This window comes from Pedococcus sp. P2_E5 (assembly GCF_056403895.1).
The window spans coordinates 20,771-43,451 of record NZ_JBFUEP010000015.1; the positions used below are offsets into that span (position 1 = coordinate 20,771).

Consider the following 22,681-nt stretch of genomic DNA (forward strand, 5'->3'; position numbering starts at 1 on the left):
ACCCTACCGAGAGCCGTGCCGCTGCCGACGGGCGTGCGCCGTTCGTGGACGCGTGCCTCGTCACACTTTTCGCCGATCGCACTCTGTGGCCCCCTCACACGGACAGACGCCGTCCCACGGACAGACGCTGTCACCTGGACAGACGCTGTCACCTGGACAGACAAAAGGCCCCCGCTCAGCGGGGGCCCTCGATCACTTCTTGTTGCGACGCTGGTGGCGCGTCTTGCGAAGGAGCTTGCGGTGCTTCTTCTTCGCCATGCGCTTGCGGCGCTTCTTGATGACAGAGCCCATGGTGTCCTCTTGATCGTGGTCGGTGTTGCCGGACGGGGCAACGAACCAACGCACCACGCCGAACTGTGGACGTCACTCTAGCGGCCCGCGACCCCGCAACCCAAACCCGCTTCCCCGCAGGCCAGCCCGACGGGCCCGTGGCGGGGACCCGCCACCACGACGTCGCCAGCCCGCCGTGACTTGCCAGTAACCCCTTGCAGGGACCTGTCGTTGTCATGCCACCCGGGCCAGCGAGGGCCCGCAGAGCGCAGGAGACGTCGACCATGTCCCGTAAGCACCCCGCTGTCCGACCACTGGGAATCGGGGTGTGCCTGCTGACCGCAGCCGCCACCGCCCTCCCGTTGTCCACAGCGTCAGCCGCCCTTCCCGCTGCACCGGTCCTCCCCGCCCTCGGGGACACCGTCGACGCCCTCACGAAGACCCTGGACACCCGGGTGGTGAAGGACTCCGTGGTGCCCACGACGTCGGCACGCACCGCCGCGTCCGCGATGATCGCCAAGGCCGGCAGCGGCACCCGCGCCACCTGGGACGAGCGATTCGGCACGCTGCGCTCGGTGCGCACCGACGGCTACCTCACCCCGGCGTCCAGCGGCTCGGCCGTGGACGTCGCCCGCGGCTGGCTGCGCACCAACGCCGCGGCCTTCGGGCTCAGCACCGCCCAGGTCGACGCGCTCGCCGTGGTCCGCGACCACGCGCTGCCCACCACGGGCACGCACGTCGTGGACTTCGTACAGACCGCCGACGGAGTCGCCGCTGCGCGCGGCGGGCGCCTGAACGTCGCGGTCACCCAGGACGGCAGGGTGCTCTCGTATGCCGGCGACCCCACGCCGGGCGCGAACCTCACCGGCGGCTGGGTGCTCGGCGAGGCAGCTGCCCTGCTCAAGGTTGCGGGCGGGCTCGCCCCCGGCGTGGCCTACGCCCCCAAGGCGAGCGGCAGCCAGGCCGGCTACACCACCTATGCGGCCGGACCCTTCGGCGGACCGTCGTACGTCAAGAAGGTGACGTTCGGGACCAAGGCCGGTCCCGTCGCGGCCTACAAGGTCTACTTCATCAAGAGCCCGCAGGAAGCGTGGGAGGTCGTCGTCGACGGCACCACCGGGCGCACCCTCTACCGGACCTCGGTCGTCGACTTCGAGGGCGACCCGCAGGGCACGGTCTACGACAACTACCCGGGCGCGGCAAAAGGCGGCCAGCCACGGCAGCAGTCGTTCGGGCCGACGACGCAGTCGCCCAAGGGCTGGGTCGACCCCACAGGGCTGCTCGGCACCGGCGTCACGACCTACGGCAACAACGCCGACACCTATGCCAACTGGTCCAACTTCATCGGACCCGTGGACAACGCCCCGCGTCCCGTCGCCCCGACCGGGAACTTCAGCTACACCTACACGAACCAGTGGGCCGCCACCAAGGGCCAGACGGTTCCGCCGTCCTACGCCGAGGACCTCAACCCCGCGGCGACCAACCTGTTCTTCCAGCACAACCGGATCCACGACGAGTACTACGCCCTCGGGTTCACCGAGACCGCTGGCAACTTCCAGCTCGACAACGGCAGCAACGGCGGTAACGGCGGTGACCCGATCCGCGGTTTGGTCCAGGCTGGTGCCGCCTCCGGTGGCAGCCCGACCTACACGGGCCGCGACAACGCCTACATGCTGACCCTCGACGACGGGATCCCGCCGTGGAGCGGCATGTTCCTGTGGGAGCCCATCGACGACGCGTTCGAGGGCCCCTACCGCGACGGCTCGTTCGACATGAGCGTGATCCAGCACGAGTACACCCACGGCCTCTCGAACCGCTACGTCGCGGGCGGCAGCGCGCTCGGCTCGCAGCAGGCGGGTTCGATGGGTGAGGGCTGGTCCGACTGGTACGCCCTCAACCACGGGTTCAAGGCCGGGCTGCTCACCCAGCCGATCGTCGGCGACTACGTCACCGGCAACCCCACGCGGGGCATCCGCAACTGGAACTACGACCAGAACCCCACCACGTTCGGCGACATCGGCTACGACCTGACCGGTCCCGAGGTGCACGCCGATGGCGAGATCTGGACCGCCACCCTGTGGGACCTGCGCAAGGCGCTGGTGGCGCGCTACGGCGCCACCCAGGGAGCCGAGGTGGCGGCACGCCTGGTCACCGACGGCATGCCCCTGACCGCCCCGGACCCGAGCTTCCTCGACGCCCGTGACGGCATCCTCTCCGCGGACCTCGACCGGTACCACGGTGACAACACCGACCTCATCTGGTCGGTCTTCGCCAAGCGCGGGGCGGGCGCCAGTGCCCACTCCGACACCGGCGACGACACCGACCCGACCCCCGGGTTCGACCACCCGGTGGCGGCCAGGAACGGCACCGTGGCGCTGACGCTCGTCAACGCGACCACGGGTCAGCCGATCAACAACGCCAAGGTGATCCTCGGTCGCTTCGAGGCCCGGGTCACCCCACTTGTTCGCACCGGCTCCGCGGGCGGTGCCAGCGTCAAGGCGCTCGCCGGCACCTACCCGCTGACCATCCAGGCACCGGGGTTCGGCGTCCAGACCATCGACACCTTCGCGGTGACCGCCGGACGCAACACGGCCAAGACGATCAAGCTCGCCCCCAACCTGGCCTCCACGGCCGCGGGTGCCCAGGTCGTCAACGTCTCCAGTGAGGACGACGGAGCCCCCGCGAAGTTCGCCTTCGACGACACCGCCGCGTCGGTGTGGTCCACGAAGCCGGGCGCCACGGCATACAACGCAGGTCCGAACCAGCGCGTGACTGTGAAGCTGGCGGCCCCTGCCACGGTGAGCAGCCTGCGCGTGAGCGCGTTCAAGGCCACCAACGCCTCGCGCTTCGTCGCCCTCAAGGACTTCACGGTCCAGACGTCGACCGACGGCGTCAGCTGGACGACGGCCCGCACCGGTGGCTTCGCGTATGCCGCGCCGCGGCCCACCGCGCCCGACCTCAACTTCGCGACGTTCTCACTGGCCAAGCCGGTGAAGGCCGGTTACGTCCGGTTCTTCATCGACTCGGTGCAGGGCGACACGACGACGTCGGCCCAGGTGGCGGACATCGAGGTCTTCGGGGCCGGGGCGAGCGTCGCCAACGGCTCGGTCACGCCGGACCCGGCGTACACCGACTCGGGCACGATCGTCGCGCCCAACCCCGCAGCCGGTGACCCGACCGGTCTGCAGAACGTGTTCGGCGTGACGGGCACCGAGATGAACACCGCGTGCACGTTCCCGCCGGCCAGCCAGGGCGCTGACGGCTGGGTGACGAAGTTCCCGCTCGGGTTCTCCGACGGGCTGCACTCGGTCTCGGTCAAGGGCACCAGCGACGCTGATGATGCAGCGGGTCACGATCTCGACCTGTACTTCCTCGACAGTGCCTGCCAGCTCACCGGGTCGGTGGCCACGTCGGCTGCCGACGAGTCGGCGGTCATCCCGCCCGGCTCGGTCTACCTGGTGACGCAGCTCTACACCGGGGCGAACGTGGTGGTGGACGTCACCGCGGTCGACAACCGCTGACGGCCGCTCCCCACCCGCCAACGGACAGGGTGGGCCGGGACTTCTCGTCCCGGCCCACCCTGTCGTCGTGCGGTCAGCACCAATCAGGCGGTGTCGACGTAGGACGTGCGCAGGTACTTGTGCACGGCGTCCTCCGGAACCCGGAAGGACCGTCCCACGCGAATGGCGGGAAGCTCTCCAGCGTGCACCATGCGGTACACCGTCATCTTCGACACGCGCATGATCGAGGCCACCTCGGCAACGGTCAGGAACCGCACCTCGGCGAGCTGTCGCTCGTTGGACATGATTACCTCGATCTTCTACACGCGCGCATCGCCGGCTTCCCGTCCGGCGGACCTCTACGCTCGTGCAGAAGGAACTGTAGGGGCTGATGTGACTCGTGGGGAAGCCAACTGAGAAAACTCGTTGGACTTGTCCAGTCGACACGCCGCAGCAGGCCTGTGAATCACAGCGGTGTCACTCCCCCGGATGGTCGCCGTCAGTCGAACCAGACGTCCAGGCCGTGCAGCCCGAAGACCGCCTCGCGGGTCGCCATGACGGCCCGGTCCACCTCGTCGTGGGGGTTGTAGCCCATGTCCCAGGGCTGGTGCCAGATCGGACCGTCGGCAGGGTCGAGGTCGCCCATCCGGCGTGGACCCTCGCGGCCGAAGGCCTGTCGCACGTGGTCGAGCCAGTCCTGCGGCACCTGCTCGGTCAGCGGGATCGGCCGGTGCGCAGCGATGGCGGTCAGGTGCGTCCACGTCCTCGGCACGACCTGGACCAGCTCGTAGCCGCCGCCCCCCAGGGCTACCCAGCGGCCGTCGCAGACCTCGTGGGACAGCCGGTGCAGCGACTCCGCGGCCACCCGCTGGGCGTCCACCGACAGGGCCAGGTGGGCCAACGGGTCCTGGGCGTGGGTGTCGCAACCGTGCTGGGTGACCAGGACGTCGGGCTTGAAGGCCCGCACCAGGGGCAGCGCCGTGGAGTGGAGCGCGCGCAGCCAGGCCGAGTCGCCCGTGCCGGGCGGCAGCGCGACGTTGACCGACTCACCCTGGGCCTTCGGGCCGCCGATGTCGCCCGCGAAGCCGGTGCCGGGGAACAGTGCCCGGCCGGACTCGTGCAGCGAGATCGTCAGCACCCTGGGGTCGTCCCAGAAGATGCGCTCGACGCCGTCACCGTGGTGCACGTCGATGTCGACGTACGCGACGCGCTGGGCACCGTGGTCGAGCAGCCACTGGATGCCCACGGCGATGTCGTTGTAGATGCAGAAGCCCGCGGCGTTGCCGGCCATCGCATGGTGCAGCCCGCCACAGAAGTTCACGCCGTGCTGCGTGCGCCCCTCCCAGACGTCGGCACACACCTGGCGGGTGCCCTCGACCACCCGTGCACTCGCGTCGTGCATGCCGGGAAAGGCCGGGTCGTCGTCGGTGCCGAGACCGTAGGCCGGATCGGCCGACGCCGGGTCGGCCGAGGCCGCCTTGACCGCAGCCACGTAGTCGGCGGTGTGCACCGTGGCCAGGACGTCGTCGCCCGGAACCTCCGGCGAGAAGACCTCCACGTCGTCGGGATCGAACACGCCGAACGCGTCGCAGAGCCGGGCCGTCAGGTCGAGACGGACCGGGTTCATGGGATGACCCGGCCCGAAGTTGTAGGCGGTGAAGCCGGGATCCCAGACCACCCGCAGCTGTGAGGGCATGGCCCGACGCTACCGGGGATCGGGCGATCGCGGACAGCGCGGTCCCACCTGCAGGGACGCGCTAGCGTGGGAGGTCTCACCATCCCCGATGCCGCGGAGGACCGCAGTGGCGAAGAAGCTCTACGAGGACGACGTGCTGGTCATCGGCCTCGGCCGGTTCGGCGGCGCAGTGGCGATCGAGCTGCAGCGGCTCGGGCACCACGTCGTGGCGGTCGAGCGTGACCCCCAGCTGGCAGAGTCCTTCCTCGGCAAGGTGACCCGCATCGTCCAGGCCGACGCGAGCCAGCCCCAGTCGGTGGCCAACCTCAAGGCGCGCAGCTTCCAGATCGCGGTGGTCGGCATCGGGTCCTCGGTCGAGGCGTCGGTGCTGTGCGCGATGAACCTCGTGGACGCCGAGATCCCGATGATCTGGGCCAAGGCGCTCTCGCCCGAGCACGCCCGCATCCTCGACCGCATCGGCGTCCACCACGTCATCTCCCCCGAGGTCGACAGCGGCCGCCGCGTCGCACACCTGCTCAACGGCAAGCTGATGGACTACATCGAGTTCGACGACGGGTTCGCGATCGTCAAGATGAAGCCGCCTCAGGAGGCGATCGGGTTCACCCTGAAACAGAGCGCGATCCGCAGCAAGTACGGCGTGACCGTCGTGGGCGTGAAGGCGCCGGGCAGCGACTTCACCTATGCCGTCCCCGAGACCAAGGTGACGGCTCACGACACCCTGATCGTCAGCGGCCCGACCGACCTGCTCGACCGCCTCGCCGCACGCCCCTGACCAGCCGCAGTCCACAAGAGCCACGGTGAGGTGTGCCGCGTGGCCGGCCACGCGGCATACCTCTCCGCTCAGAGGCTGGGGACCCCGCGGTCCTCGCCGAGCGGAAGCACCATGGCGACCTCGTCCTCGGCGTCGTCGTCACCCTTGACCCGCATCGGTCGGCGGCTGTCGGTGGGGCGGAAGCCGAAGCCACTGGCGAAGGCCACTGCGCGGCCGTTGTCCACGCCCACCCAGTAGGCGAGGTGACTGCGGCCCTGACGCCGTGCGGCATCCGCCCCGGCCTGGACCAGCTCGGTCGCGACGCCTGTGCCTCGGGCCGCGGGGGCCACCCAGAGCCCGAACAGCTCCGCCACCTTGTCGTTCTCCTTCTCACCTTCCTGGCGGGCCTGGCCGACGCTCGCCACGCCCACCGGCGTGCCGTCCTGCTCGGCAAGCAGGCGCTGGGAACGGCGCATCCGGTTGCGCCAGAAGTCTTCCTCGTAACCGCGTTCCTCCTCGGCGCTCGCCACGAACGCGTCGGGCGAGTCCTCGAGGGCGCTGAGCCGCACCGATCGGTACTGCTCCCACTCGTCCTCGCCCAGTGACCTCACGGTGATGTCGCTCATGGCCCCACTCTCGCACGATCCGCGCGGGTTCGGTCAGGTGGATTGCTGGGTGTTCACCCATAGCCCGCTGGGAGTTCCGCGAGGGCGCACGCCATCTCGAACTCGCCCGGCTGGGGCCGGTGCGGGCTGGCTCGTCGGAGCCCGGGAGGGGTCGGCGACCGCTCAGTCGTTGCCCGAGGCGAGCTCGTGCGAGCGGTTGGCGGCCGCCTCCATGGCCGTGATGAAGGCGGCCCGCACCTTGTGGTCGTCGAGCTGGCGCAGCGCGGCGGCGGTCGTGCCGCCGGGCGAGGTCACCTGCTCCCGCAGGACGGTGGGGTGCTGGCCGGTCTCGCGCATCATCGTCGCTGCACCGAAGAGCGTCTGGACGACGAGCTCGGTGGCGGTCGGACGAGGCAGCCCGAGCACCACACCCGCCTCGATCATCGCCTCGACGACGTAGAAGATGTAGGCGGGTCCGCTGCCGCTGATGGCGGTGACGGCGTCCTGGTGCTTCTCGGCGACCTGTACGACGCGACCGCACGAGCGCAACAGGTCGGCAGCCTCCTCCAGGTGTGCCGCGTCGGCGCTGCGGCCGGGGCTCACGGCGGCCATTCCCTGGTCGACCAGGGCAGGCGTGTTCGGCATGACGCGGACGACCGCGACCCCCGCAGGGAGCCGATGCTCGAGGTAGGCCGTGGGGATACCCGCGGCGAGGCTCACCACGAGGTTGCCGGGCGAGACGTGGTCGCGGATCTCCTCGACGAGGCCGCCCATGTCCTGCGGCTTGACGACGAGGACCAGGGTGTCGGCGGCCTCCGCCGCCTCGATGTTGGACATGGCACGCACGCCGTAGCGCTCGGCCAGGAGGTCGGCCCGGTCCGGCCGACGAGCGGTCACGATGAGCTCGTCCGCGCTGCGACCCGACCGGATCAGCCCGGACAGCAGCGTCTCGCCCATCACGCCGGCCCCGAGGATTGCGACAGTTCCCATGACGGCAGTCTTCCAGTCGTCGCGGGTCCGTGCGCCTCAGTTCTTGGTGGCGAGACCGCGCAGGAAGAACATCGTGTTGGCGGGGCGCTCGGCCATCCGGCGCATGAGGTAGCCGTACCACTCCTCGCCATAGGGGATGTAGACCCGCATCTGGTTGCCCCGGTCGGCGATCCGCTTCTGCTCCTCGGGCCGGATCCCGTAGAGCATCTGGTACTCATAGCTGTCCGCGTCGCGCTTGTGGTGCGACGCCAGCGCACCGGCGATCTCGACCAGCCGCGGGTCGTGGCTGGCCACCATCGGGTAGCCGTCGCCCGCCATGAGGATCTTCAGGCAGCGCACGTAGTTCTGGTCGACGTCCGAGCTGCTCTGGTACGCAACGGATTCCGGCTCCTTGTAGGCGCCCTTGCACAGGCGGACGCGACTGCCCTCGTGGGCGAGGTCGCGGCAGTCCGCCTCGCTGCGGTGCAGGTAGGACTGGATCACGGCACCGACCCAAGGGAAGTCTTCGCGCAGCTCGCGCAGCGACTCCAGGGTGGCATCGGTCGTCGTGTGGTCCTCCATGTCGAGGGTCACCGTCGTGCCGGCGTTCGCCGCCGCCTGGCAGATCTCGCGGGCGTGGTCCAGGGCGATCTTGTGGCCGTCGCCGGGGAGGTACTGGCCCAGGGCGGACAGCTTCAGGCTGACCTCGCCCATGCCGTGCTGGGACAGGTCTGCGTCCGCGAGCGCCTTGAGCAGCTCGATGTAGTGGTCGCGGGTCCGGATCGCCTGGGTGAGGTCGGCGGTGTCCTCCCCGAGGTAGTCGATCGTCGCCAGCCGGTTGGTGGCGCGCAGCTCGGCGGTCGCGCTGACGGCGTCCGCGGTGCGGTCGCCCGGGACGAACCGCCTGACCACGCTGCGGCTCACCGGCGCCTTCTCGATCGTCTGTCGCACAGCACCGCTCTTGGAGAGCTGGAGCAGGCTGTTGCGCAGCAGGTCACTGGCGTCCACGTGGGTCCTTCCAACCGGTGGCCGCGGAGGTCACGGCCGCCGACAAGGCTAACCGCCATCCAGCAGGTATGCCGCGTCGCGGGGTCCGGGCCCCCTCACCGGGGCCGACCGCAGCCTTCGCCTGCGGCGGCCGCACCGCTCAGGCGGTGCGTCTGCGCAGGGTGAGGCTGCCGAGGACCAGTGCGACCAGCACCCACAGCCCGATGACGGCCGCGTCACCGGCCACGTCGGCGCCCGGGCTGGCACTGGACGTCACGGACTTCATGGCGTCCACGGCATACGAGAGGGGCAGCACGTCCGAGAGCCAGCGCAGGACGTCGGGGAGGCCGTCGCGTGCCACGAGCAGTCCGCACAGCAGGAACTGCGGCAGCACGAAGGCCGGCATGAACTGCACGGCCTGGAACTCGGTGCGCGCGAAGCCGCTGGCGAGCAGACCCAGCGCCGTCCCGAGCAACGCGTCGAGCACGGCCACCACCACGAGCTGCCACGCCGGTCCGGCGACGTCGAGGCCGCACACGTAGACCGCGAAGGCCGTCGCGATGAGCGCCTGCAGGATCGCCATCACACCGAAGGCGAGGGCGTAGCCGAACATGAAGTCGCCCTTGCCCATCGGCGTGGTCAGCAGCCGCTCGAGGGTCCCGGAGGTCCGCTCGCGCAGGGTCGCGACGCTCGTGACGATGAACATCACCACGAAGGGGAACACCCCGAGCAGCGGTGCCCCGAGGCCGTCGAAGACGGGGGTGCCGTTGAAGATCCAGGCCAGCAGCCCGATCAGCACGCACGGGACGACGAGCATCAGCCCGATGGTCCGGTGGTCGGCACGCAGCTGGGCCAGGACCCGGCCGGCCGTGACGAGGGTGCGGTGGGCGTTCATCGGGCGGTCTCCTCGGCGCGGTCGATCAGGGACAGGAAGGCGTGCTCGGCGTCGTCGGTGCCGGTGCGGGCGAGCAGCGCGGGCAGCGTGTCGTCGGCCATGATCCGGCCCTCACGCAGCAGGAGGAGTCGGTCGCAGCGACTCGCCTCGTCCATCACGTGGCTCGACACGAGCAGCGAACGCCCTTGACCCGCAAGGCGTTTGAACAGCTCCCACAGGTCCCGTCGCAGCACCGGATCGAGGCCGACGGTGGGTTCGTCGAGGACCAGCAGCTGGGGGTCGCCGACGAGCGCGGCCGCCAGCGACACGCGCGACCGCTGTCCCCCGGACAGGCGGCCCACCAGGGAGTCTGCGTGGCTGGTGAGGTCGACCGCCTCGATGGCTTCGTCGGCCGCCGACGTGGGGGCGCCCAGGATGCTGGCGAAGTAGCGGACGTTGGCTCGCACGGACAGGTCGTCGTAGACGCTCGGGGTCTGGGTGACGTAGCCGATCCGGTGGCGAAGCGACGGCGAGCCGGCGGGCTCCCCCAGCACCGTGACCTCGCCGGACTCGACGATCTGGACCCCCACGATCGCCCGGATCAGGGTCGACTTGCCGCTGCCACTGGGCCCGAGCAGGCCGACGACCTGGCCGGCCGGGACCGCCATGGTCAGGTCGGGCAACACCTCACGACCGCCGCGCACCACGCGGAGGTTCGTGATCTCGATGGCGTTTTTCATCATGCGATGAATATAGCGCTGCTCCCCCGCCGGGACAAGACCCCTCCACCACCCAGCTCCCCGACCCTTCAAGCAACCTTTGCTAGCAAAGGTTGCTTGCTGGTGGACAGGTTGCACCCTGTCCACCATCCACTTTCCTTTGCTAGCAAAGGTTGCTCGGGGAGCCTGGGTTGTCGGTGGGTATGCCGCGTGGTCGGGTTTGCGGGGTTGTGTGGTCGGGTTTGCGGGGTTGTGTGGTCGGGGTTGCGGGGTTGTGGGGGCTTACCGGGGTTCTGGGGTTACGGGGCCAGGTAGCGCTGGATCGTGGGGCCCACCAGGGCGGCCAGCTCGTCGTGCCCGGCGTCCACCACGGCCGGGAACTCGACGATGTAGCGCATCATCGCCAGCCCCACCATCTGGGACGCCGCCAGGCCCGCCCGCAGCTCGAGATCGGCCGGCCGGTCGCCGTCGGCGGACAGCGCCCGCAGCACCCTGCCGAAGACCTCCCTGGTCAGGAACTCGCGCAGCATCCGGGTCGCCTCCTCGTGGCTGACCGCAGCCCGCATGAGGGCCTGGAAGCGTTGGCGACCGTCCTCGGAGTCCCACACCGCGAGGAAGGTCCGCACCAGCGCCTCGCCCACCTGGTCACGAGGTCCCTCCACCACGGCGCTGATCAGCGCTGCCGGGTCGGCAGGGATGTCCATCACGGCCGCGAACAGCTGTGCCTTGCCGCCGAAGTAGTGGTGCACCAGGGCCGGGTCGACGGCGGCGCGGCGTGCGATGCCGCGCAGCGACGTGCCGTCGTAGCCCTGGTCGGCGAAGTCGACCCGGGCGGCCTCGACGATGGCCTGCCTCGTGTCCACGCCCCCGGGGCGGCGGCCGCGTGGGCTCATGACGCGCCGACCGTCGACGCGGTCGCGAGGTGCAGCCGCGCGAAGGCCAAGGACTCGGCGAGGTCGACCTCTCGCTGCTCCTGGGTGAGCTTGCGCGTCCCCACCTCGACAACGACGGAGCCCGAGAACTGTTGCACCGCAAGCATCTCGAGGAACTCGGCGCAGGGTTGGGTACCGCGTCCGGGGACGAGGTGCTCGTCCTTGAGCGAGCCCAGCCCGTCGGCGAGGTGGACGTGGGCGAGGCGCGGGCCGAGGGCTGCGGCCATGGCCATGGCGTCGGAGCCGGCCGTCGACGTGTGCGAGAGGTCGAGGGTCACGTTGTCGTAGGCCTGCGGCACCGGGTCCCAGTGGGGCAGGTAGGCCTCGAACTCCCGCTGCCGGGCGCGCCAGGGAAACATGTTCTCGACGGCCAGGGCCACTCCGGTCTCGTGCTCGCGCATCGCCACCCCTTCGACGAAGTCGCCGGCGTACTCCTTCTGCCACCGGAACGGCGGGTGCAGCACCACGGTGGAGGCACCCACCTCCTGGGCCAGGGCGATCGAGTTGTCGACCTTGGTCCACGGGTCGGGTCCCCAGATGCGCTGGGTCAGCAGGAGCGTGGGTGCGTGCACCGACACGACGGGTATGCCGTGCAGCCGGGACAGCGCCGCGAGCGCACCGGCCTCCTGCGAGACGGGGTCGGTCCAGACCATTACCTCGACGGCGTCGTAGCCGAGCCGCGCTGCCGTGGCGAAGGCCGACGCACAGGTGTCCGGGTAGACCGAGGCGGTCGAGAGGGCCACCGTGGCTCCTGGGATCGACACGGCTTCGGCCATGCACCGAGCCTACCCAGCGCGGGTCAGCGCATCGCGTCGAGTCGGCTGAGGATGACGCCCTCGCGCAGGGCCCAGGGGCAGATCTCGAGGCGCTCCAGACCGAGCAGGTCCATCGCCGCCTCGGCCACGAGGGCACCCGCCAGCAGCTGGCGCGAGCGACTGGCCGAGACGCCCGACAGCCGCTCCCGCTGGTGGGAGGTCATGCCGCCCAGGTCAGCCACCAGCGAGGCGAGCGCACCGCGCTCGAGGCTGCGCGCGGCATACGGACCGTCACTGCTCGGCGCCGCGCCCGTGACGCGGGCGAGCGAACGCATCGTCTTGGAGGTGCCGACGGCACGGTCGGCGGTCCCGGCCTTGGCCAGCGGGCGCATGGCCGCGGCGAGACGCAACCGGATCGCCCGGCGCGCCTCCCTGACCACCTCCGCCGTCGGTGGGTCACCCGGGAGCAGGTCACGGGTCAGCCGCCCCGCGCCGAGCGGGAGGGAGACGGCGGCGTCCGGGTCCTCGTCCATGCCGGCCGCGAGCTCGAGCGACCCGCCACCGATGTCGACCACGAGCAGCGTGCCGCTCGACCAGCCGAACCACCGGCGCACGGCCAGGAACGTGAGACGCGCCTCGTCCTCGCCGGAGAGAACCTGCAGGGCCACGCCGGTCGCCGCGCGCACCCGGGAGAGCACGTCCTCGCCGTTCGGCGCCTCGCGAGTCGCACTGGTGGCGAAGGCCATCACCTCTTCGACGCCCTGGTCCTCCGCGACCGTGAGGCATTCGCCGATGAACGCGATCAGGGCGGCCTCGCCCGACTCGGCGATGTCACCGCCGTCGGTGACGTGTTCGGAGAGCCGCAGCTCGATCTTGTGGGAGGTGGCGGGCAGGGGCTGGGCCCCGCGGTGTGCGTCGACGACGAGCAGGTGGACGGTGTTGGAGCCGATGTCGATGACCCCGAGGCGCATGGCTGCACGGTATCGGCTGGGGCCGCACGTCAATGGGACTGTTCACCGCGGAGGTATCACGGAGGCAGGGTGAAGCCTCCTTGCCTGCGGGGACGGGGCCGTCGGGGCCTCGTCGAACAGGGGGGAACACACGATGGATGCAGACCTGCGTCTGGACGGAAACACCACGACCGCCCAGGGGGACGTCTTCAAGACGACCGCCGCCGACGTCGTCATCGACGCGCCGAGCCGTCGCTCGAGCGGCGCCGGCCAGCGCCGCGCGATCGTGCACGACTTCACCGACGGCATGACCCTCAACTGGGACTCCGACTACCCCGGTGGGGTCACMGTCGAGGGGTTCCGGCTGACCTGTCACCAGGCCGACGTGGTGCTCGACCACGCGGCGCGGCGCAAGACCTCCACGCCGTGGCGCCGGGCGCTCGTGCACGACTTCGACGACGGCCTGACGATCAACTGGGCACACGACTACCCGGGCGGCGTCACCATCAACGGGCCGGTCAAGATCAACGGGGCAGTCGTCGTCAACGGGACGCTGACGGTCAAGAGCCCGTTCGGTCGCCTCAGCCTCGAGGACACGCTGGCCCGCTACAGCGACCTGATCAAGAACCTCGACGCCAAGGTCAAGAAGCTCGAGGGCTGACCGGTGACCAGTCTTCGCCAACGCGCCGCCTGCATCGGCATCGCGACGTCGCCGCTCTCGGTGCGCCGCGACTTCATGGGGCAGCTGACCAACTCGGTCCCCGTGTCGCTCAAGACCCAGCTGGACCGGCTCGGGAGCAAGTTCGTCCACGTGAACTGCATCCAGGTCGGGTCCGACCAGTTCACCTTCAACGACGCGGTGGAGATCGACCGCGCCGTCGCCAAGACCCGGGACCTGTATGCCGGTGCCGGCCGGTCGATGGGTGTGGGGCGGATCCAGCACTTCGTCATCTCGACCGGCGACGCCGGCGGCCGGGACGTCATCAACTCCGACGGCGAGGCCGAGACCCTCACCGACGAGTGGACCGTGCCCAACGACGCGCTGGACCTGTTCTTCGTGCGGATGTACGTCGGCAGCACGGCGGGCCTGTCCCGTGTCGACGGTCCGTGCGACAAGAACGCCAAGGGGATGGACGGCAGCGTCGTCGAGATGAACGCGGGCGGCGGGGTCTCGGACTTCGCCACCGCGCACGAGCTGGGTCACTACCTGGGCCTCAGCCACCGCAACAACTCCACGGCGCTGATGAACCCGACGATCCCCAACGGGGGCGTCATCACCACGTCCGAAGCCGACAACATGCGGGACCACTGCCGCATGAAGAACCCCTGCTAGGAGGCGACATGTCAGTCATCATCGGGTCCCGCAAGGACCGCACCGTGTCGGGGGCCATCGCGGCTCTCGCCGGCAAACCCACCACCCTGAGCCCAGGGGCAGCGATCGCCATCCTGTCCGAGGCCGCCGCCGCGGGCCCGGACAAGGTCGCCGGGCGACGGGCCACCAACGCCCTGGCCAAGGTGGTCTCGGAGCACGGTGAACCGCAGGTGCGGGTCGCCGCCGCCAAGGGCCTGGGACAGGTGCACTCCGCGACCTCGGTCCGCGCCCTGCGCAAGGTGGTCGACCAGGCCCAGGACGGCCAGCTCATCGCGGCTGCGTCCGCAAGCCTGACCAACCTGGGCACTCGCACCGACGTCCGGCGGCTGAGGTCGGCGAGCGAGCGGGCGGACTGGCCACACGCCAGCACGCGGGCCAGCGCCTCGGCGCGCCTGCTCGCCCACCGGGTGGGAGCGGCCGTCGACCCGGCCGACCCCCGCCAGCAGCTCACCGGCGAGACCGCACCGGTGCTTCCGGTGACGGCTCGGCTCAAGACCCGCATCAAGCCGGTCGAGATGCCGGTCGCCCGCAAGGCCGCCACCGCCGACCTGCCCTGGCGGTCGCTGGTGCCCGAGGGTGCTGCGCCCGTGGGTGCGTTCAGCTGTGGGGACCGCACGCACGTCGTGCTCGCCGGGAAGGACCCCGAGTCGCTGGCGTCGGCGCCGGGTATCGCGGGCACGCTGCTCGGCGTCAACGAGTCGATGGGCACGACCTTCGTCCGCTGGGTCGTCCTGACCCGGCCCGACGGAGACGGCCTGGCAGTCACCGTGGCGCGGCCGACCGGTGAGGTCGGCTTCGTGGGTCGGGGCACGATCGTCGACGGCGCGCTGTCGGTGACCGTCGACGCGGTCGACGCCCCGGGAGCCACCGCGGCGCACGTCACGGTGTCACTCGTGAGGGGCAAGCTGGAGGTCGACGGCCGCACCGAGAAGGGCATCACGACCCAGCGTCGGCAGCCGGCGCCCGTGCCCCTGCAGTTCGACCCCTCCGGTCCGGTGACCGCACCGATCGGCTGAAGGTCTGTGCCCGGGAGGCGGGGCGGCGCCTCCCGGGCATGCGGTCCGGCGCCTCCCGGGCATGCAGTCCTCCGCCTCCCCACCGTGCCGTCCGCCGCCTCCCTGGCGCGACCGGCATACGGGCCACGACCAGAGCGGGGCACCGCGCGACGTAAGGTTGCGAATGTGCCTGAGACCCCGCTCGACACCGCCCGCATCTGGGTGGAGTTCACCGATCCCGCCGACACGGAGCAACGGTTCCGCTGCGACCTGACCTGGCTGACGTCGAGCTGGACCTGCATCTTCGGCAACGGCTGCCAGGGGATCTACGCCGGCCGACCGGACGACGGCTGCTGCACCCTGGGCGCCCACTTCACCGACGACGACGACGTCCAGCGGGTGAAGAAGGTCGTCAAGGAGCTCGGCGAGGACGAGTGGCAGCTGCACCCCGGCTCGACCAAGCTCTCCGCCTGGACCGAGAAGGAGGACGACGCCCTCAAGACCAAGGTCGTCGACGGCGCCTGCATCTTCCTCAACCGGCCGGGCTTCCCCGCCGGCGCCGGGTGTGCGCTGCACCAGCACGCCGTCCTCACGGGCAAGGAGCCGCACACCGTCAAGCCGGACGTCTGCTGGCAGCTGCCGATCCGTCGCACCTACCGCAAGGTCGAGATGCCCGACGGGTCGAGCTGGCAGGAGGTCACCATCACCGAGTACGACCGTCGCGGCTGGGGGCCCGGTGGCCACGACCTCGACTGGTACTGCTCGAGCAACCCCGAGGCCCACGTCGGCCGGGAGCCGGTGTTCCGCAGCAACCGCGCCGAGCTGGTCGAGCTGATGGGTGAGGAGGCCTACGGCGAGCTCGAGATCCGCTGCGAGGCCCACCTCGCGAGCGTGAAGGCTGCCCGGAACGCCTACTCCCGCAAGATGCTTCCCCTCCTGGTGCATCCGGCGACGCTGGCTGCCCAAGAGGCCCGCAAGTCCCGATGAGCTCGACACTGGAGCCGCCCGACCCGCTGCCCGAGCCGACACGCAGCCCCAACATCTGGGACTTCCCCGACGTCTACGAGATGGAGAACCTCGGCGTCGACCGCGCCGGGCTCATCGAGGCCGCGATGGCGTCGCTTCACCCGTTCGCCGGCGCCGACCTGGTCGACGTCGGTTGCGGGACCGGCTTCCACCTGCCTCGGTTCGCCTCCCTCGGGTGCGCGAGCGTGGTCGGCGTGGAGCCGCACCCACCACTGGTTTCCCTTGCCGAGCAACGCATTTCAGGTATGCCGGAGGTGGGGGTCCTCGAGGGTGCCGCCCAGTCCCTGCCGCTGGCCGACGCCTCCATGGACATCGCCCACGCCAGGTGGGCCTACTTCTTCGGCGCCGGCTGCGAACCCGGCCTGCGCGAGCTGGAGCGGGTCCTGCGACCGGGCGGCACGGCATACGTCATCGACAACGACGCCACCCGCTCGACCTTCGGCCGGTGGTTCACGCGCGCGAACCCCTCCTACGATCCCGTTGCGGTGGAACGTTTCTGGGCACGCCAGGGGTGGTCACGCGAGCGGCTGGTGATCGACTGGGAGTTCGACTCGCGCGAGGACTTCGAGTCGGTGGTGCGGATCGAGTTCCCCGAGACGGCTGCGGAGGGCATCCTCGCGGAGCACGACGGCACCGGGGTCGACTACGCCGTCAGCCTGTGGTGGCGCCAGTTCTGAGCGTGACGGCGAGGTGATGGTGCGGTGACGGGTCGGTGACGGAKGGTCTGGACACCGGCGCCGCTGCGGGACAGGGTGGGAGGAACCGGACACCCCGGACCACCCAGGAGGCACCATGACCGACCACGTCGCCACCGCCGGCACCACCATCGACGCCGACCCGGACAGGGTCTGGCAGGCGATGACCGAACCCAGGCTCGTCGCCGAGTACATGATGGGAAGCGAGGTCGCCAGCGACTGGCAGCCCGGCAGCCCGATCACGTGGACCGGGGAGTGGGAGGGCAAGCCCTACCAGGACAAGGGCGAGGTCCTCCAGGCCGAGCCCGGACGGCTCCTGGAGGTCACCCACTACAGCCCGATGACCGGGGACGAGGACATCCCGGAGAACTACCACCGGGTCCGCTACGAGCTGTCGCCGGCCGGCGAGGGCACGGCGGTGCAGCTCACCCAGGACGGCTGCGACAGCCCCGAGCAGGCCGAGCAGTTCTCGCAGAACTGGCAGGGCATGCTCGACGGCCTCAAGAAGGTCGCCGAAGGCCACTGATCCACGGTCGCCGGAGGTCACTGACCCGCTGGCAGGACCCGACACCGGCGGCGACGTGCCTGCCGGTCCGCCGGGCTGTCGGCGCCGCGCCGTAGGTTGTCGTCCATGGCAGTGAAGACGACGACCAGGTCGAGCGGTTTCCGCTGCTCCGAGTGCGGCTGGACCGCGGTCAAGTGGGTCGGCCGGTGCGGGGAGTGCCAGTCCTGGGGCAGCGTCAGCGAGATCGGCGCCGTCACCGTGCGCACGACCGCGGCCACCCGCGTGGAGCGGCCCGCCGTGCCCATCGGGCAGGTCGACGCCCGCCGCGCCGAGGCCGTCAGCACCGGGGTCAGCGAGTTCGACCGGGTCCTGGGAGGCGGACTCGTGCCGGGGGCGGTGGTGCTCGTGGCGGGCGAGCCCGGCATCGGCAAGTCGACACTGCTGCTCGACGTCGCCGCCCGCGCGGCCAGGTCCGGCGACGGCCGCACCGTCCTCTACGTCACCGGCGAGGAGTCCGCGGCCCAGGTGCGGATGCGGGCCGAGCGGATCGAGGCGATGGCCTCCTCGCTGTTCCTCGCCGCCGAGACCGACCTCGCGACGGTGCTCGGTCAGATCGATGCGGTGCAGCCCGACCTCGTCATCGTCGACTCGGTGCAGACCATCTCCAGTGGCGACGTCGAGGGGTCTGCCGGCAACGTCACCCAGGTCCGTGAGGTCGCGGCCTCGCTGATCCAGGTGGCCAAGTCACGCGGTATCGCCACCTTGCTGGTCGGCCACGTGACCAAGGACGGGTCGATCGCCGGCCCGCGCGTCCTCGAGCACCTCGTCGACGTGGTCGTGCAGTTCGAGGGCGACCGACACTCCCGCCTGCGGCTCGTGCGCGCGGTCAAGAACCGCTACGGCCCCACCGACGAGGTCGGCTGCTTCGACCTGTCCGACGTGGGCATCGTCGGGCTGGCCGACCCCAGCGGGCTCTTCCTGTCGCGGGGCACCCTCAGCGTGCCCGGCACCTGCGTGACGGTGACCCTCGAGGGTCGCCGGCCGCTGATGACCGAGGTCCAGGCGCTGGTCGCCAAGAGCGAGATCCCCACACCCCGGCGTGCCACCAGCGGGTTGGACTCGGCCCGGGTGGCGATGATCATCGCGGTGCTGGCCAAGCGGGCGCAGGCCCCGATCGGCAACGCCGACGTCTACCTCTCCACGGTGGGGGGTGTGCGGCTCACCGAGCCGGCCTCCGACCTGGCGATCGCCCTCGCGGTGGCCAGCGCGGTCAAGGACCAGCCGCTGCCCGACCACGCCATCGCCTTCGGCGAGCTGGGGCTGGCGGGCGAGATCAGGCCGGTGACCGGCATACCCCGTCGCCTGGCGGAGGCTGGGCGACTGGGATTCCGCACCGCCTACGTCCCGTCGGGCGTCCTCGGCACGGCTCCGACGCCTGAGGGCATGCAGGTGATCGAGTGCGACGACATTCGGACCGCGGTGCGCGCGGCGCTGCAGCCCGTGCACAGTTAGACTCGCGCCAGACCGACGCCAGCGGCACCAAAGGGGTTTGACCAGTGGATCTTCGCGAGGATGAGGTGCTGCGCGCCACCCTCGCCGCCGTGGCACCGGGCACCGAGCTGCGTGACGGTCTGGAACGCATCCTGAGGGGGCGCACCGGTGCGCTGATCGTCCTCGGTCACGACCGCACCGTGGAGCAGCTGTCCACCGGTGGTTTCCCGCTCGACGTCGAGTTCTCGGCGACCCGGCTGCGCGAGCTGGCCAAGATGGACGGTGGCATCGTCCTCGACCGCGAGGCCTCGCGCATCCTGCGGGCCGCCACCCAGCTCGTCCCCGACCCCTCGATCGAGACGAGCGAGTCGGGCACCCGCCACCGCACGGCGGAGCGCGTCGCCAAGCAGACCGGCTACCCCGTCATCTCGGTGAGCCAGTCGATGCGGATCGTCGCCATCTACGTCGACGGCCGCCGCCACGTCCTCGAGGACTCCAGCGCGATCCTGTCCCGCGCCAACCAGGCCCTGCAGACCCTCGAGCGCTACAAGTCGCGCCTCGACGAGGTCACCGGCACCCTCTCGGCCCTCGAGATCGAGGACCTCGTCACCGTCCGCGACGTCGCCAGCGTGCTCCAGCGCCTCGAGATGGTGCGCCGGATCCGCGACGAGATCTCCGGCTACGTCATCGAGCTGGGGGTCGACGGACGCCTGCTCACCCTCCAGCTGGAGGAGCTGACCGGTGGCCTCGGCAACGACCGCGAGCTCGTCATCCGCGACTACCTCCCGGTCACCAAGACCGACCTGACGCTCGACGAGGCGATGGCCGCCCTCGAGGAGCTCACCTCCACCGAGCTGCTCGACCTGTCGGCCGGGGCCAAGGCCGTCGGGTTCGCCGTCGGTGGCGACTCGCTCGACTCGGCGGTGAGCCCGTGCGGCTACCGCCTGCTGACCAAGGTGCCCCGCCTCCCCGGCGCCATCGTCGACCGCCTGGTCGAGCACTTCGGCAGCCTCCAGAAGCTGCTGGCCGCCAACCTCGAGGAGCTCATGGACGTCGAGGGCGTCGGCGAGGGTCGCGCCCGCGCCGTCCGCGAGGGCCTGTCCCGCTTGGCCGAGTCGAGCATCCTCGAACGCTACGTGTGATCACCGGCGCCGCTCCTGAGCACCTGCACCACCGGGTGCTGGAGTGGTACGCCGTGTCCGCCCGCGACCTGCCGTGGCGCCGGCCCGACGCCACACCGTGGAGCATCTTCGTCTCCGAGATCATGCTCCAGCAGACTCCGGTGGCCCGCGTGGAGCCGGTCTGGCACCAGTGGCTGTCGCGATGGCCCACCCCGGCCGCTCTGGCCACCGACGCACCGGGCAAGGCAGTCCGTGCCTGGGGGCGGCTGGGCTACCCCCGCCGGGCGCTGCGGTTGCACGCCGCCGCCGTGGCGATGACCGAGCACCATGACGGCGCCGTCCCCTCGACCGAGGCAGAGCTCCTGGCCCTGCCGGGGGTCGGCACCTACACCGCCGCCGCGGTCGCCACCTTCGCGTTCGGCGAGCGGACCACCGTCGTCGACACCAACGTGCGCCGCGTGCTGGCCCGTGTCGTGGCGGGCGAGGAGTATGCCGCGCCGTCACCGACCAGGGCCGAGCTCACCGTCGCCGCCGGCCTGGTGCCGGTGGACGCCGCCGAGGCCCGCACGTGGAGCGTGGCGGTGATGGAGCTCGGCGCCCTCGTCTGCAGCGCCCGCTCACCCCGCTGCTCGGACTGTCCCGTCGCGGACCTGTGCGCGTGGCAGGTGGCCGGCCGCCCGGCATACCGAGGTCCGGCCCGCAAGGGCCAGGCCTGGGAGGGCACTGACCGCCAGCTGCGTGGCGCGCTGCTCGCGGTGCTGCGGGCGAGCGACACGGCCGTGCCTCGCTCCGCCCTCGAGGCGTTGTCAGACAACGAGATCCAGCGCGAGCGGTGCCTCGACTCACTGGTCGCGGACGGTCTGGTCGAGCCCCTCGCGGGCGGTCGCTACCAGCTGCCCGCATCGCGCGAGGCGAGCTGAGACCTCGATGCCACCCAGCGAGGAGGACGGGCCGGGACGGGGCGGCGTCGGCGGCGGCTCCGCGTCTGCCGACGGCCCGGGCCGGGGCGACTCAGGCGCGGCCAACGGCCCGGCCGGCGCCGGGTCGAGCACGGGCCCGAGCGCCGGGAGGCGAGCCGCCCACGCCCTGCGCATCGGCGCATCGCGCACCGGGCGGGTCGTCGGCCGTGGCACCGTGGCGGGGGTCAGGCTGGCTGGTCGGGGCAGCAAGGCAGGTGCCCGCAGGGCGCGGGCCTACACGCACTCGGCCGGTGCGGGCGAGAGCGGCCTCGCGCGCCTCGTGGAGCTGCACTTCGTCAACCTCATGGGCGACGCCGCGCTCACCGTTTCGCTCGCCGGGACGATCTTTGCCATCCCGACCGACGAGGCACGCGGTCAGGTGGCGCAGTTCCTCGTCCTCACGATGGCTCCCTTCGCCCTGCTCGCGCCCTTCATCGGCCCGCTGCTCGACCGGTTCCGGCACGGCCGCCGCTGGGCCATCGGCACCACCCTCGCCCTGCGGGCCTTCCTCTGCTGGGTGTTGGCCGGCGCCGTCGCCAACGACTCGCCGTGGCTCTTCCCCGCGGCCCTGGGGTGCCTCGTCGCCTCGAAGGCGTACGGCGTGACGCGGGCCTCGGCGGTGCCACGGCTGCTGCCGCCCGGGTTCAGCCTGGTCAACGCCAACTCCCGCAACGCCCTGGCCGGGGTGGCCGGCATGGCGGTCGGAGGCGGACTCGCCGGTGCCGCAGCCCGGGTGGGACCCGAGTGGTCGCTGCGGCTGGCCTTCCTCATCTACGTCGTGGGCACCGTCCTCGCCATCCGGCTGCCGTCGCGGGTGGACTCGAGCAGCGGCGAGCAGGACATCGAGGACTCCGGACCGGTGCCCATCGGCCGGCGCGACGGCCGGAAGCTGGGGCTGTTCGAGCGACTGCGGGCACGGGTGGCGGCCCTTCCGGTCCCCGTGCTGACCGCCCTCTGCAGTGCGGTGGGCGCCCGGCTGCTCACCGGGTTCCTCACGCTGTTCATGGCTTTCCTCATGCGCGAGCACCCCTTGCCGGGCCACAGCGGGACGTTCGTGCTGGCCCTCGTCGTGGGAGCCGCAGGCGCCGGCAACGCCCTGGGCACCGTCATCGGCAACGCCCTGAGCCGACTACGACCCGACCTGATCATCGCGGTGGCCCTGATCGCCGACGTGGCAGTCGCCCTGGCTGCGGCCCTGTTCTACTCCCTGACGGCCCTGCTCGTCCTCGGACTGGTGGCGGGGCTCGGTGCGCAGCTCATCAAGCTGAGCAGCGACGCCGTCGTGCAGCGTGACATCGAGGAGTCGGTGCGCACCCGCGTGTTCGCCTGGTCCGAGACGGTGCTGCAGATCGCGTGGGTCGTCGGTGGCGGGATCGGCATCGCACTGCCGTTGATCCCCCGGCTCGGGTTCGGGGTGATCTCCGGTCTCCTGCTGCTCGTCCTGGCCGCCTCGGTGCGGATCAGGATGAGCCGCCACCACCGCCTCCAGCGGGTCCCCCCTGCCTGATT

The 22,681-nt window shown here is 71.1% G+C and carries 23 protein-coding genes; 12 read left to right on the forward strand and 11 right to left on the reverse strand.

All coding sequences use genetic code 11. The features are described 5' to 3' along the window. Positions 1-192: 192 nt before the first annotated feature. Positions 193-291, reverse strand: coding sequence for a 30S ribosomal protein bS22 (locus AC1DVZ_RS06770; protein ID WP_003792170.1), 99 nt, complete (start codon positions 289-291; stop codon positions 193-195). Between the two features lie 263 nt (positions 292-554). On the opposite strand from AC1DVZ_RS06770, the gene AC1DVZ_RS06775 reads away from it, so the two are divergent. After that, positions 555-3,791, forward strand: a complete 3,237-nt coding sequence (locus AC1DVZ_RS06775; protein ID WP_477617415.1) for a M36 family metallopeptidase — start codon at positions 555-557, stop codon at positions 3,789-3,791. 83 nt (positions 3,792-3,874) lie between these two features. Here AC1DVZ_RS06775 and AC1DVZ_RS06780 read toward each other — a convergent pair whose 3' ends face one another. Together AC1DVZ_RS06780 and AC1DVZ_RS06785 are read right to left on the reverse strand one after the other, a co-directional pair. Further along, positions 3,875-4,075 (reverse strand): helix-turn-helix domain-containing protein, encoded by a 201-nt coding sequence (locus AC1DVZ_RS06780; protein WP_056915613.1) that lies wholly within the window; start codon positions 4,073-4,075, stop codon positions 3,875-3,877. A 194-nt stretch (positions 4,076-4,269) separates the two neighbouring features. Beyond that, positions 4,270-5,466, reverse strand: coding sequence for an acetoin utilization protein AcuC (locus AC1DVZ_RS06785; RefSeq protein ID WP_477617416.1), 1,197 nt, complete (start codon positions 5,464-5,466; stop codon positions 4,270-4,272). Between the two features lie 88 nt (positions 5,467-5,554). Here AC1DVZ_RS06785 and AC1DVZ_RS06790 point away from each other — a divergent pair, with 88 nt between their 5' ends. After that, positions 5,555-6,238 carry a potassium channel family protein gene (locus tag AC1DVZ_RS06790; RefSeq protein ID WP_477617417.1) on the forward strand — a complete coding sequence of 228 codons (684 nt, stop codon included), beginning with the start codon at positions 5,555-5,557 and terminating at the stop codon, positions 6,236-6,238. A 68-nt stretch (positions 6,239-6,306) separates the two neighbouring features. Here AC1DVZ_RS06790 and AC1DVZ_RS06795 read toward each other — a convergent pair whose 3' ends face one another. The 8 genes from AC1DVZ_RS06795 to AC1DVZ_RS06830 all read right to left on the reverse strand — a co-directional run bounded on the left by AC1DVZ_RS06795 (position 6,307) and on the right by AC1DVZ_RS06830 (position 13,029). Then, positions 6,307-6,843 (reverse strand): N-acetyltransferase family protein, encoded by a 537-nt coding sequence (locus tag AC1DVZ_RS06795; protein WP_477617418.1) that lies wholly within the window; start codon positions 6,841-6,843, stop codon positions 6,307-6,309. A gap of 162 nt (positions 6,844-7,005) precedes the next feature. Beyond that, positions 7,006-7,812, reverse strand: coding sequence for a pyrroline-5-carboxylate reductase (gene proC, locus AC1DVZ_RS06800; RefSeq protein WP_477617419.1), 807 nt, complete (start codon positions 7,810-7,812; stop codon positions 7,006-7,008). A gap of 36 nt (positions 7,813-7,848) precedes the next feature. Beyond that, positions 7,849-8,799, reverse strand: coding sequence for a proline dehydrogenase family protein (locus tag AC1DVZ_RS06805; protein WP_477617420.1), 951 nt, complete (start codon positions 8,797-8,799; stop codon positions 7,849-7,851). 139 nt (positions 8,800-8,938) lie between these two features. Continuing rightward, complete coding sequence (locus AC1DVZ_RS06810; protein ID WP_477617421.1) at positions 8,939-9,673, reverse strand: ABC transporter permease; 735 nt, start codon at positions 9,671-9,673, stop codon at positions 8,939-8,941. Continuing rightward, complete coding sequence (locus AC1DVZ_RS06815) at positions 9,670-10,395, reverse strand: ABC transporter ATP-binding protein (protein ID WP_477617422.1); 726 nt, start codon at positions 10,393-10,395, stop codon at positions 9,670-9,672. Before AC1DVZ_RS06815 ends, AC1DVZ_RS06810 begins: the two co-directional genes overlap by 4 nt. Positions 10,396-10,670: 275 nt before the next feature. Further along, the gene (locus AC1DVZ_RS06820; protein ID WP_477617423.1) at positions 10,671-11,264 is read right to left on the reverse strand and encodes a TetR/AcrR family transcriptional regulator; all 594 of its coding nucleotides are present in this window, start codon (positions 11,262-11,264) and stop codon (positions 10,671-10,673) included. Then, entirely contained in the window at positions 11,261-12,079 is an 819-nt protein-coding gene (locus tag AC1DVZ_RS06825; RefSeq protein WP_477617424.1) for a sugar phosphate isomerase/epimerase family protein, read from the reverse strand. Before AC1DVZ_RS06825 ends, AC1DVZ_RS06820 begins: the two co-directional genes overlap by 4 nt. Positions 12,080-12,102: 23 nt before the next feature. Beyond that, positions 12,103-13,029 carry a Ppx/GppA phosphatase family protein gene (locus AC1DVZ_RS06830; protein ID WP_477617425.1) on the reverse strand — a complete coding sequence of 309 codons (927 nt, stop codon included), beginning with the start codon at positions 13,027-13,029 and terminating at the stop codon, positions 12,103-12,105. A gap of 133 nt (positions 13,030-13,162) precedes the next feature. Here AC1DVZ_RS06830 and AC1DVZ_RS06835 point away from each other — a divergent pair, with 133 nt between their 5' ends. The 10 genes from AC1DVZ_RS06835 (at position 13,163) to AC1DVZ_RS06880 (ending at position 22,679) form a co-directional block, all read left to right on the forward strand. Then, entirely contained in the window at positions 13,163-13,669 is a 507-nt protein-coding gene (locus AC1DVZ_RS06835; protein WP_477617426.1) for a hypothetical protein, read from the forward strand. A 3-nt stretch (positions 13,670-13,672) separates the two neighbouring features. Next, positions 13,673-14,341: a matrixin family metalloprotease gene (locus AC1DVZ_RS06840; RefSeq protein WP_477617427.1), complete on the forward strand. Its 669-nt coding sequence runs from the start codon at positions 13,673-13,675 to the stop codon at positions 14,339-14,341. Positions 14,342-14,349: 8 nt separating this feature from the next. Continuing rightward, entirely contained in the window at positions 14,350-15,396 is a 1,047-nt protein-coding gene (locus tag AC1DVZ_RS06845) for a HEAT repeat domain-containing protein (protein ID WP_477617428.1), read from the forward strand. A 165-nt stretch (positions 15,397-15,561) separates the two neighbouring features. Beyond that, positions 15,562-16,362: a DUF3109 family protein gene (locus tag AC1DVZ_RS06850; protein WP_477617429.1), complete on the forward strand. Its 801-nt coding sequence runs from the start codon at positions 15,562-15,564 to the stop codon at positions 16,360-16,362. After that, on the forward strand, positions 16,359-17,078 hold the full coding sequence (locus AC1DVZ_RS06855) for a class I SAM-dependent methyltransferase (protein WP_477617430.1): 720 nt from the start codon (positions 16,359-16,361) through the stop codon (positions 17,076-17,078). The genes AC1DVZ_RS06850 and AC1DVZ_RS06855 overlap by 4 nt, the downstream gene beginning before the upstream one ends. A 115-nt stretch (positions 17,079-17,193) precedes the next feature. After that, entirely contained in the window at positions 17,194-17,622 is a 429-nt protein-coding gene (locus tag AC1DVZ_RS06860) for an SRPBCC family protein (RefSeq protein ID WP_477617431.1), read from the forward strand. A gap of 105 nt (positions 17,623-17,727) precedes the next feature. After that, positions 17,728-19,113 (forward strand): DNA repair protein RadA, encoded by a 1,386-nt coding sequence (gene radA / locus AC1DVZ_RS06865; protein WP_477617432.1) that lies wholly within the window; start codon positions 17,728-17,730, stop codon positions 19,111-19,113. A gap of 44 nt (positions 19,114-19,157) precedes the next feature. Then, complete coding sequence (gene disA, locus AC1DVZ_RS06870) at positions 19,158-20,234, forward strand: DNA integrity scanning diadenylate cyclase DisA (protein WP_477617433.1); 1,077 nt, start codon at positions 19,158-19,160, stop codon at positions 20,232-20,234. Next, entirely contained in the window at positions 20,231-21,133 is a 903-nt protein-coding gene (locus AC1DVZ_RS06875; protein ID WP_477617434.1) for an HhH-GPD family protein, read from the forward strand. The genes disA and AC1DVZ_RS06875 overlap by 4 nt, the downstream gene beginning before the upstream one ends. A gap of 7 nt (positions 21,134-21,140) precedes the next feature. Then, positions 21,141-22,679 carry an MFS transporter gene (locus AC1DVZ_RS06880; RefSeq protein ID WP_477617435.1) on the forward strand — a complete coding sequence of 513 codons (1,539 nt, stop codon included), beginning with the start codon at positions 21,141-21,143 and terminating at the stop codon, positions 22,677-22,679. Positions 22,680-22,681 lie beyond the last annotated feature (2 nt).

Coding starts and splice junctions, on each gene's coding strand:
- AC1DVZ_RS06795 (WP_477617418.1), bottom strand. CDS start 6,843: ATGAGCGACATCACCGTGAGGTCACTGGGCGAGGACGAGTGGGAGCAG.
- AC1DVZ_RS06810 (WP_477617421.1), bottom strand. CDS start 9,673: ATGAACGCCCACCGCACCCTCGTCACGGCCGGCCGGGTCCTGGCCCAG.
- AC1DVZ_RS06815 (WP_477617422.1), bottom strand. CDS start 10,395: ATGATGAAAAACGCCATCGAGATCACGAACCTCCGCGTGGTGCGCGGC.
- AC1DVZ_RS06820 (WP_477617423.1), bottom strand. CDS start 11,264: ATGAGCCCACGCGGCCGCCGCCCCGGGGGCGTGGACACGAGGCAGGCC.
- AC1DVZ_RS06790 (WP_477617417.1), top strand. CDS start 5,555: ATGCCGCGGAGGACCGCAGTGGCGAAGAAGCTCTACGAGGACGACGTG.
- AC1DVZ_RS06830 (WP_477617425.1), bottom strand. CDS start 13,029: ATGCGCCTCGGGGTCATCGACATCGGCTCCAACACCGTCCACCTGCTC.
- AC1DVZ_RS06780 (WP_056915613.1), bottom strand. CDS start 4,075: ATGTCCAACGAGCGACAGCTCGCCGAGGTGCGGTTCCTGACCGTTGCC.
- AC1DVZ_RS06855 (WP_477617430.1), top strand. CDS start 16,359: ATGAGCTCGACACTGGAGCCGCCCGACCCGCTGCCCGAGCCGACACGC.
- AC1DVZ_RS06860 (WP_477617431.1), top strand. CDS start 17,194: ATGACCGACCACGTCGCCACCGCCGGCACCACCATCGACGCCGACCCG.
- AC1DVZ_RS06770 (WP_003792170.1), bottom strand. CDS start 291: ATGGGCTCTGTCATCAAGAAGCGCCGCAAGCGCATGGCGAAGAAGAAG.
- AC1DVZ_RS06785 (WP_477617416.1), bottom strand. CDS start 5,466: ATGCCCTCACAGCTGCGGGTGGTCTGGGATCCCGGCTTCACCGCCTAC.
- AC1DVZ_RS06825 (WP_477617424.1), bottom strand. CDS start 12,079: ATGGCCGAAGCCGTGTCGATCCCAGGAGCCACGGTGGCCCTCTCGACC.
- radA (WP_477617432.1), top strand. CDS start 17,728: ATGGCAGTGAAGACGACGACCAGGTCGAGCGGTTTCCGCTGCTCCGAG.
- AC1DVZ_RS06845 (WP_477617428.1), top strand. CDS start 14,350: ATGTCAGTCATCATCGGGTCCCGCAAGGACCGCACCGTGTCGGGGGCC.
- proC (WP_477617419.1), bottom strand. CDS start 7,812: ATGGGAACTGTCGCAATCCTCGGGGCCGGCGTGATGGGCGAGACGCTG.
- AC1DVZ_RS06880 (WP_477617435.1), top strand. CDS start 21,141: ATGCCACCCAGCGAGGAGGACGGGCCGGGACGGGGCGGCGTCGGCGGC.
- AC1DVZ_RS06775 (WP_477617415.1), top strand. CDS start 555: ATGTCCCGTAAGCACCCCGCTGTCCGACCACTGGGAATCGGGGTGTGC.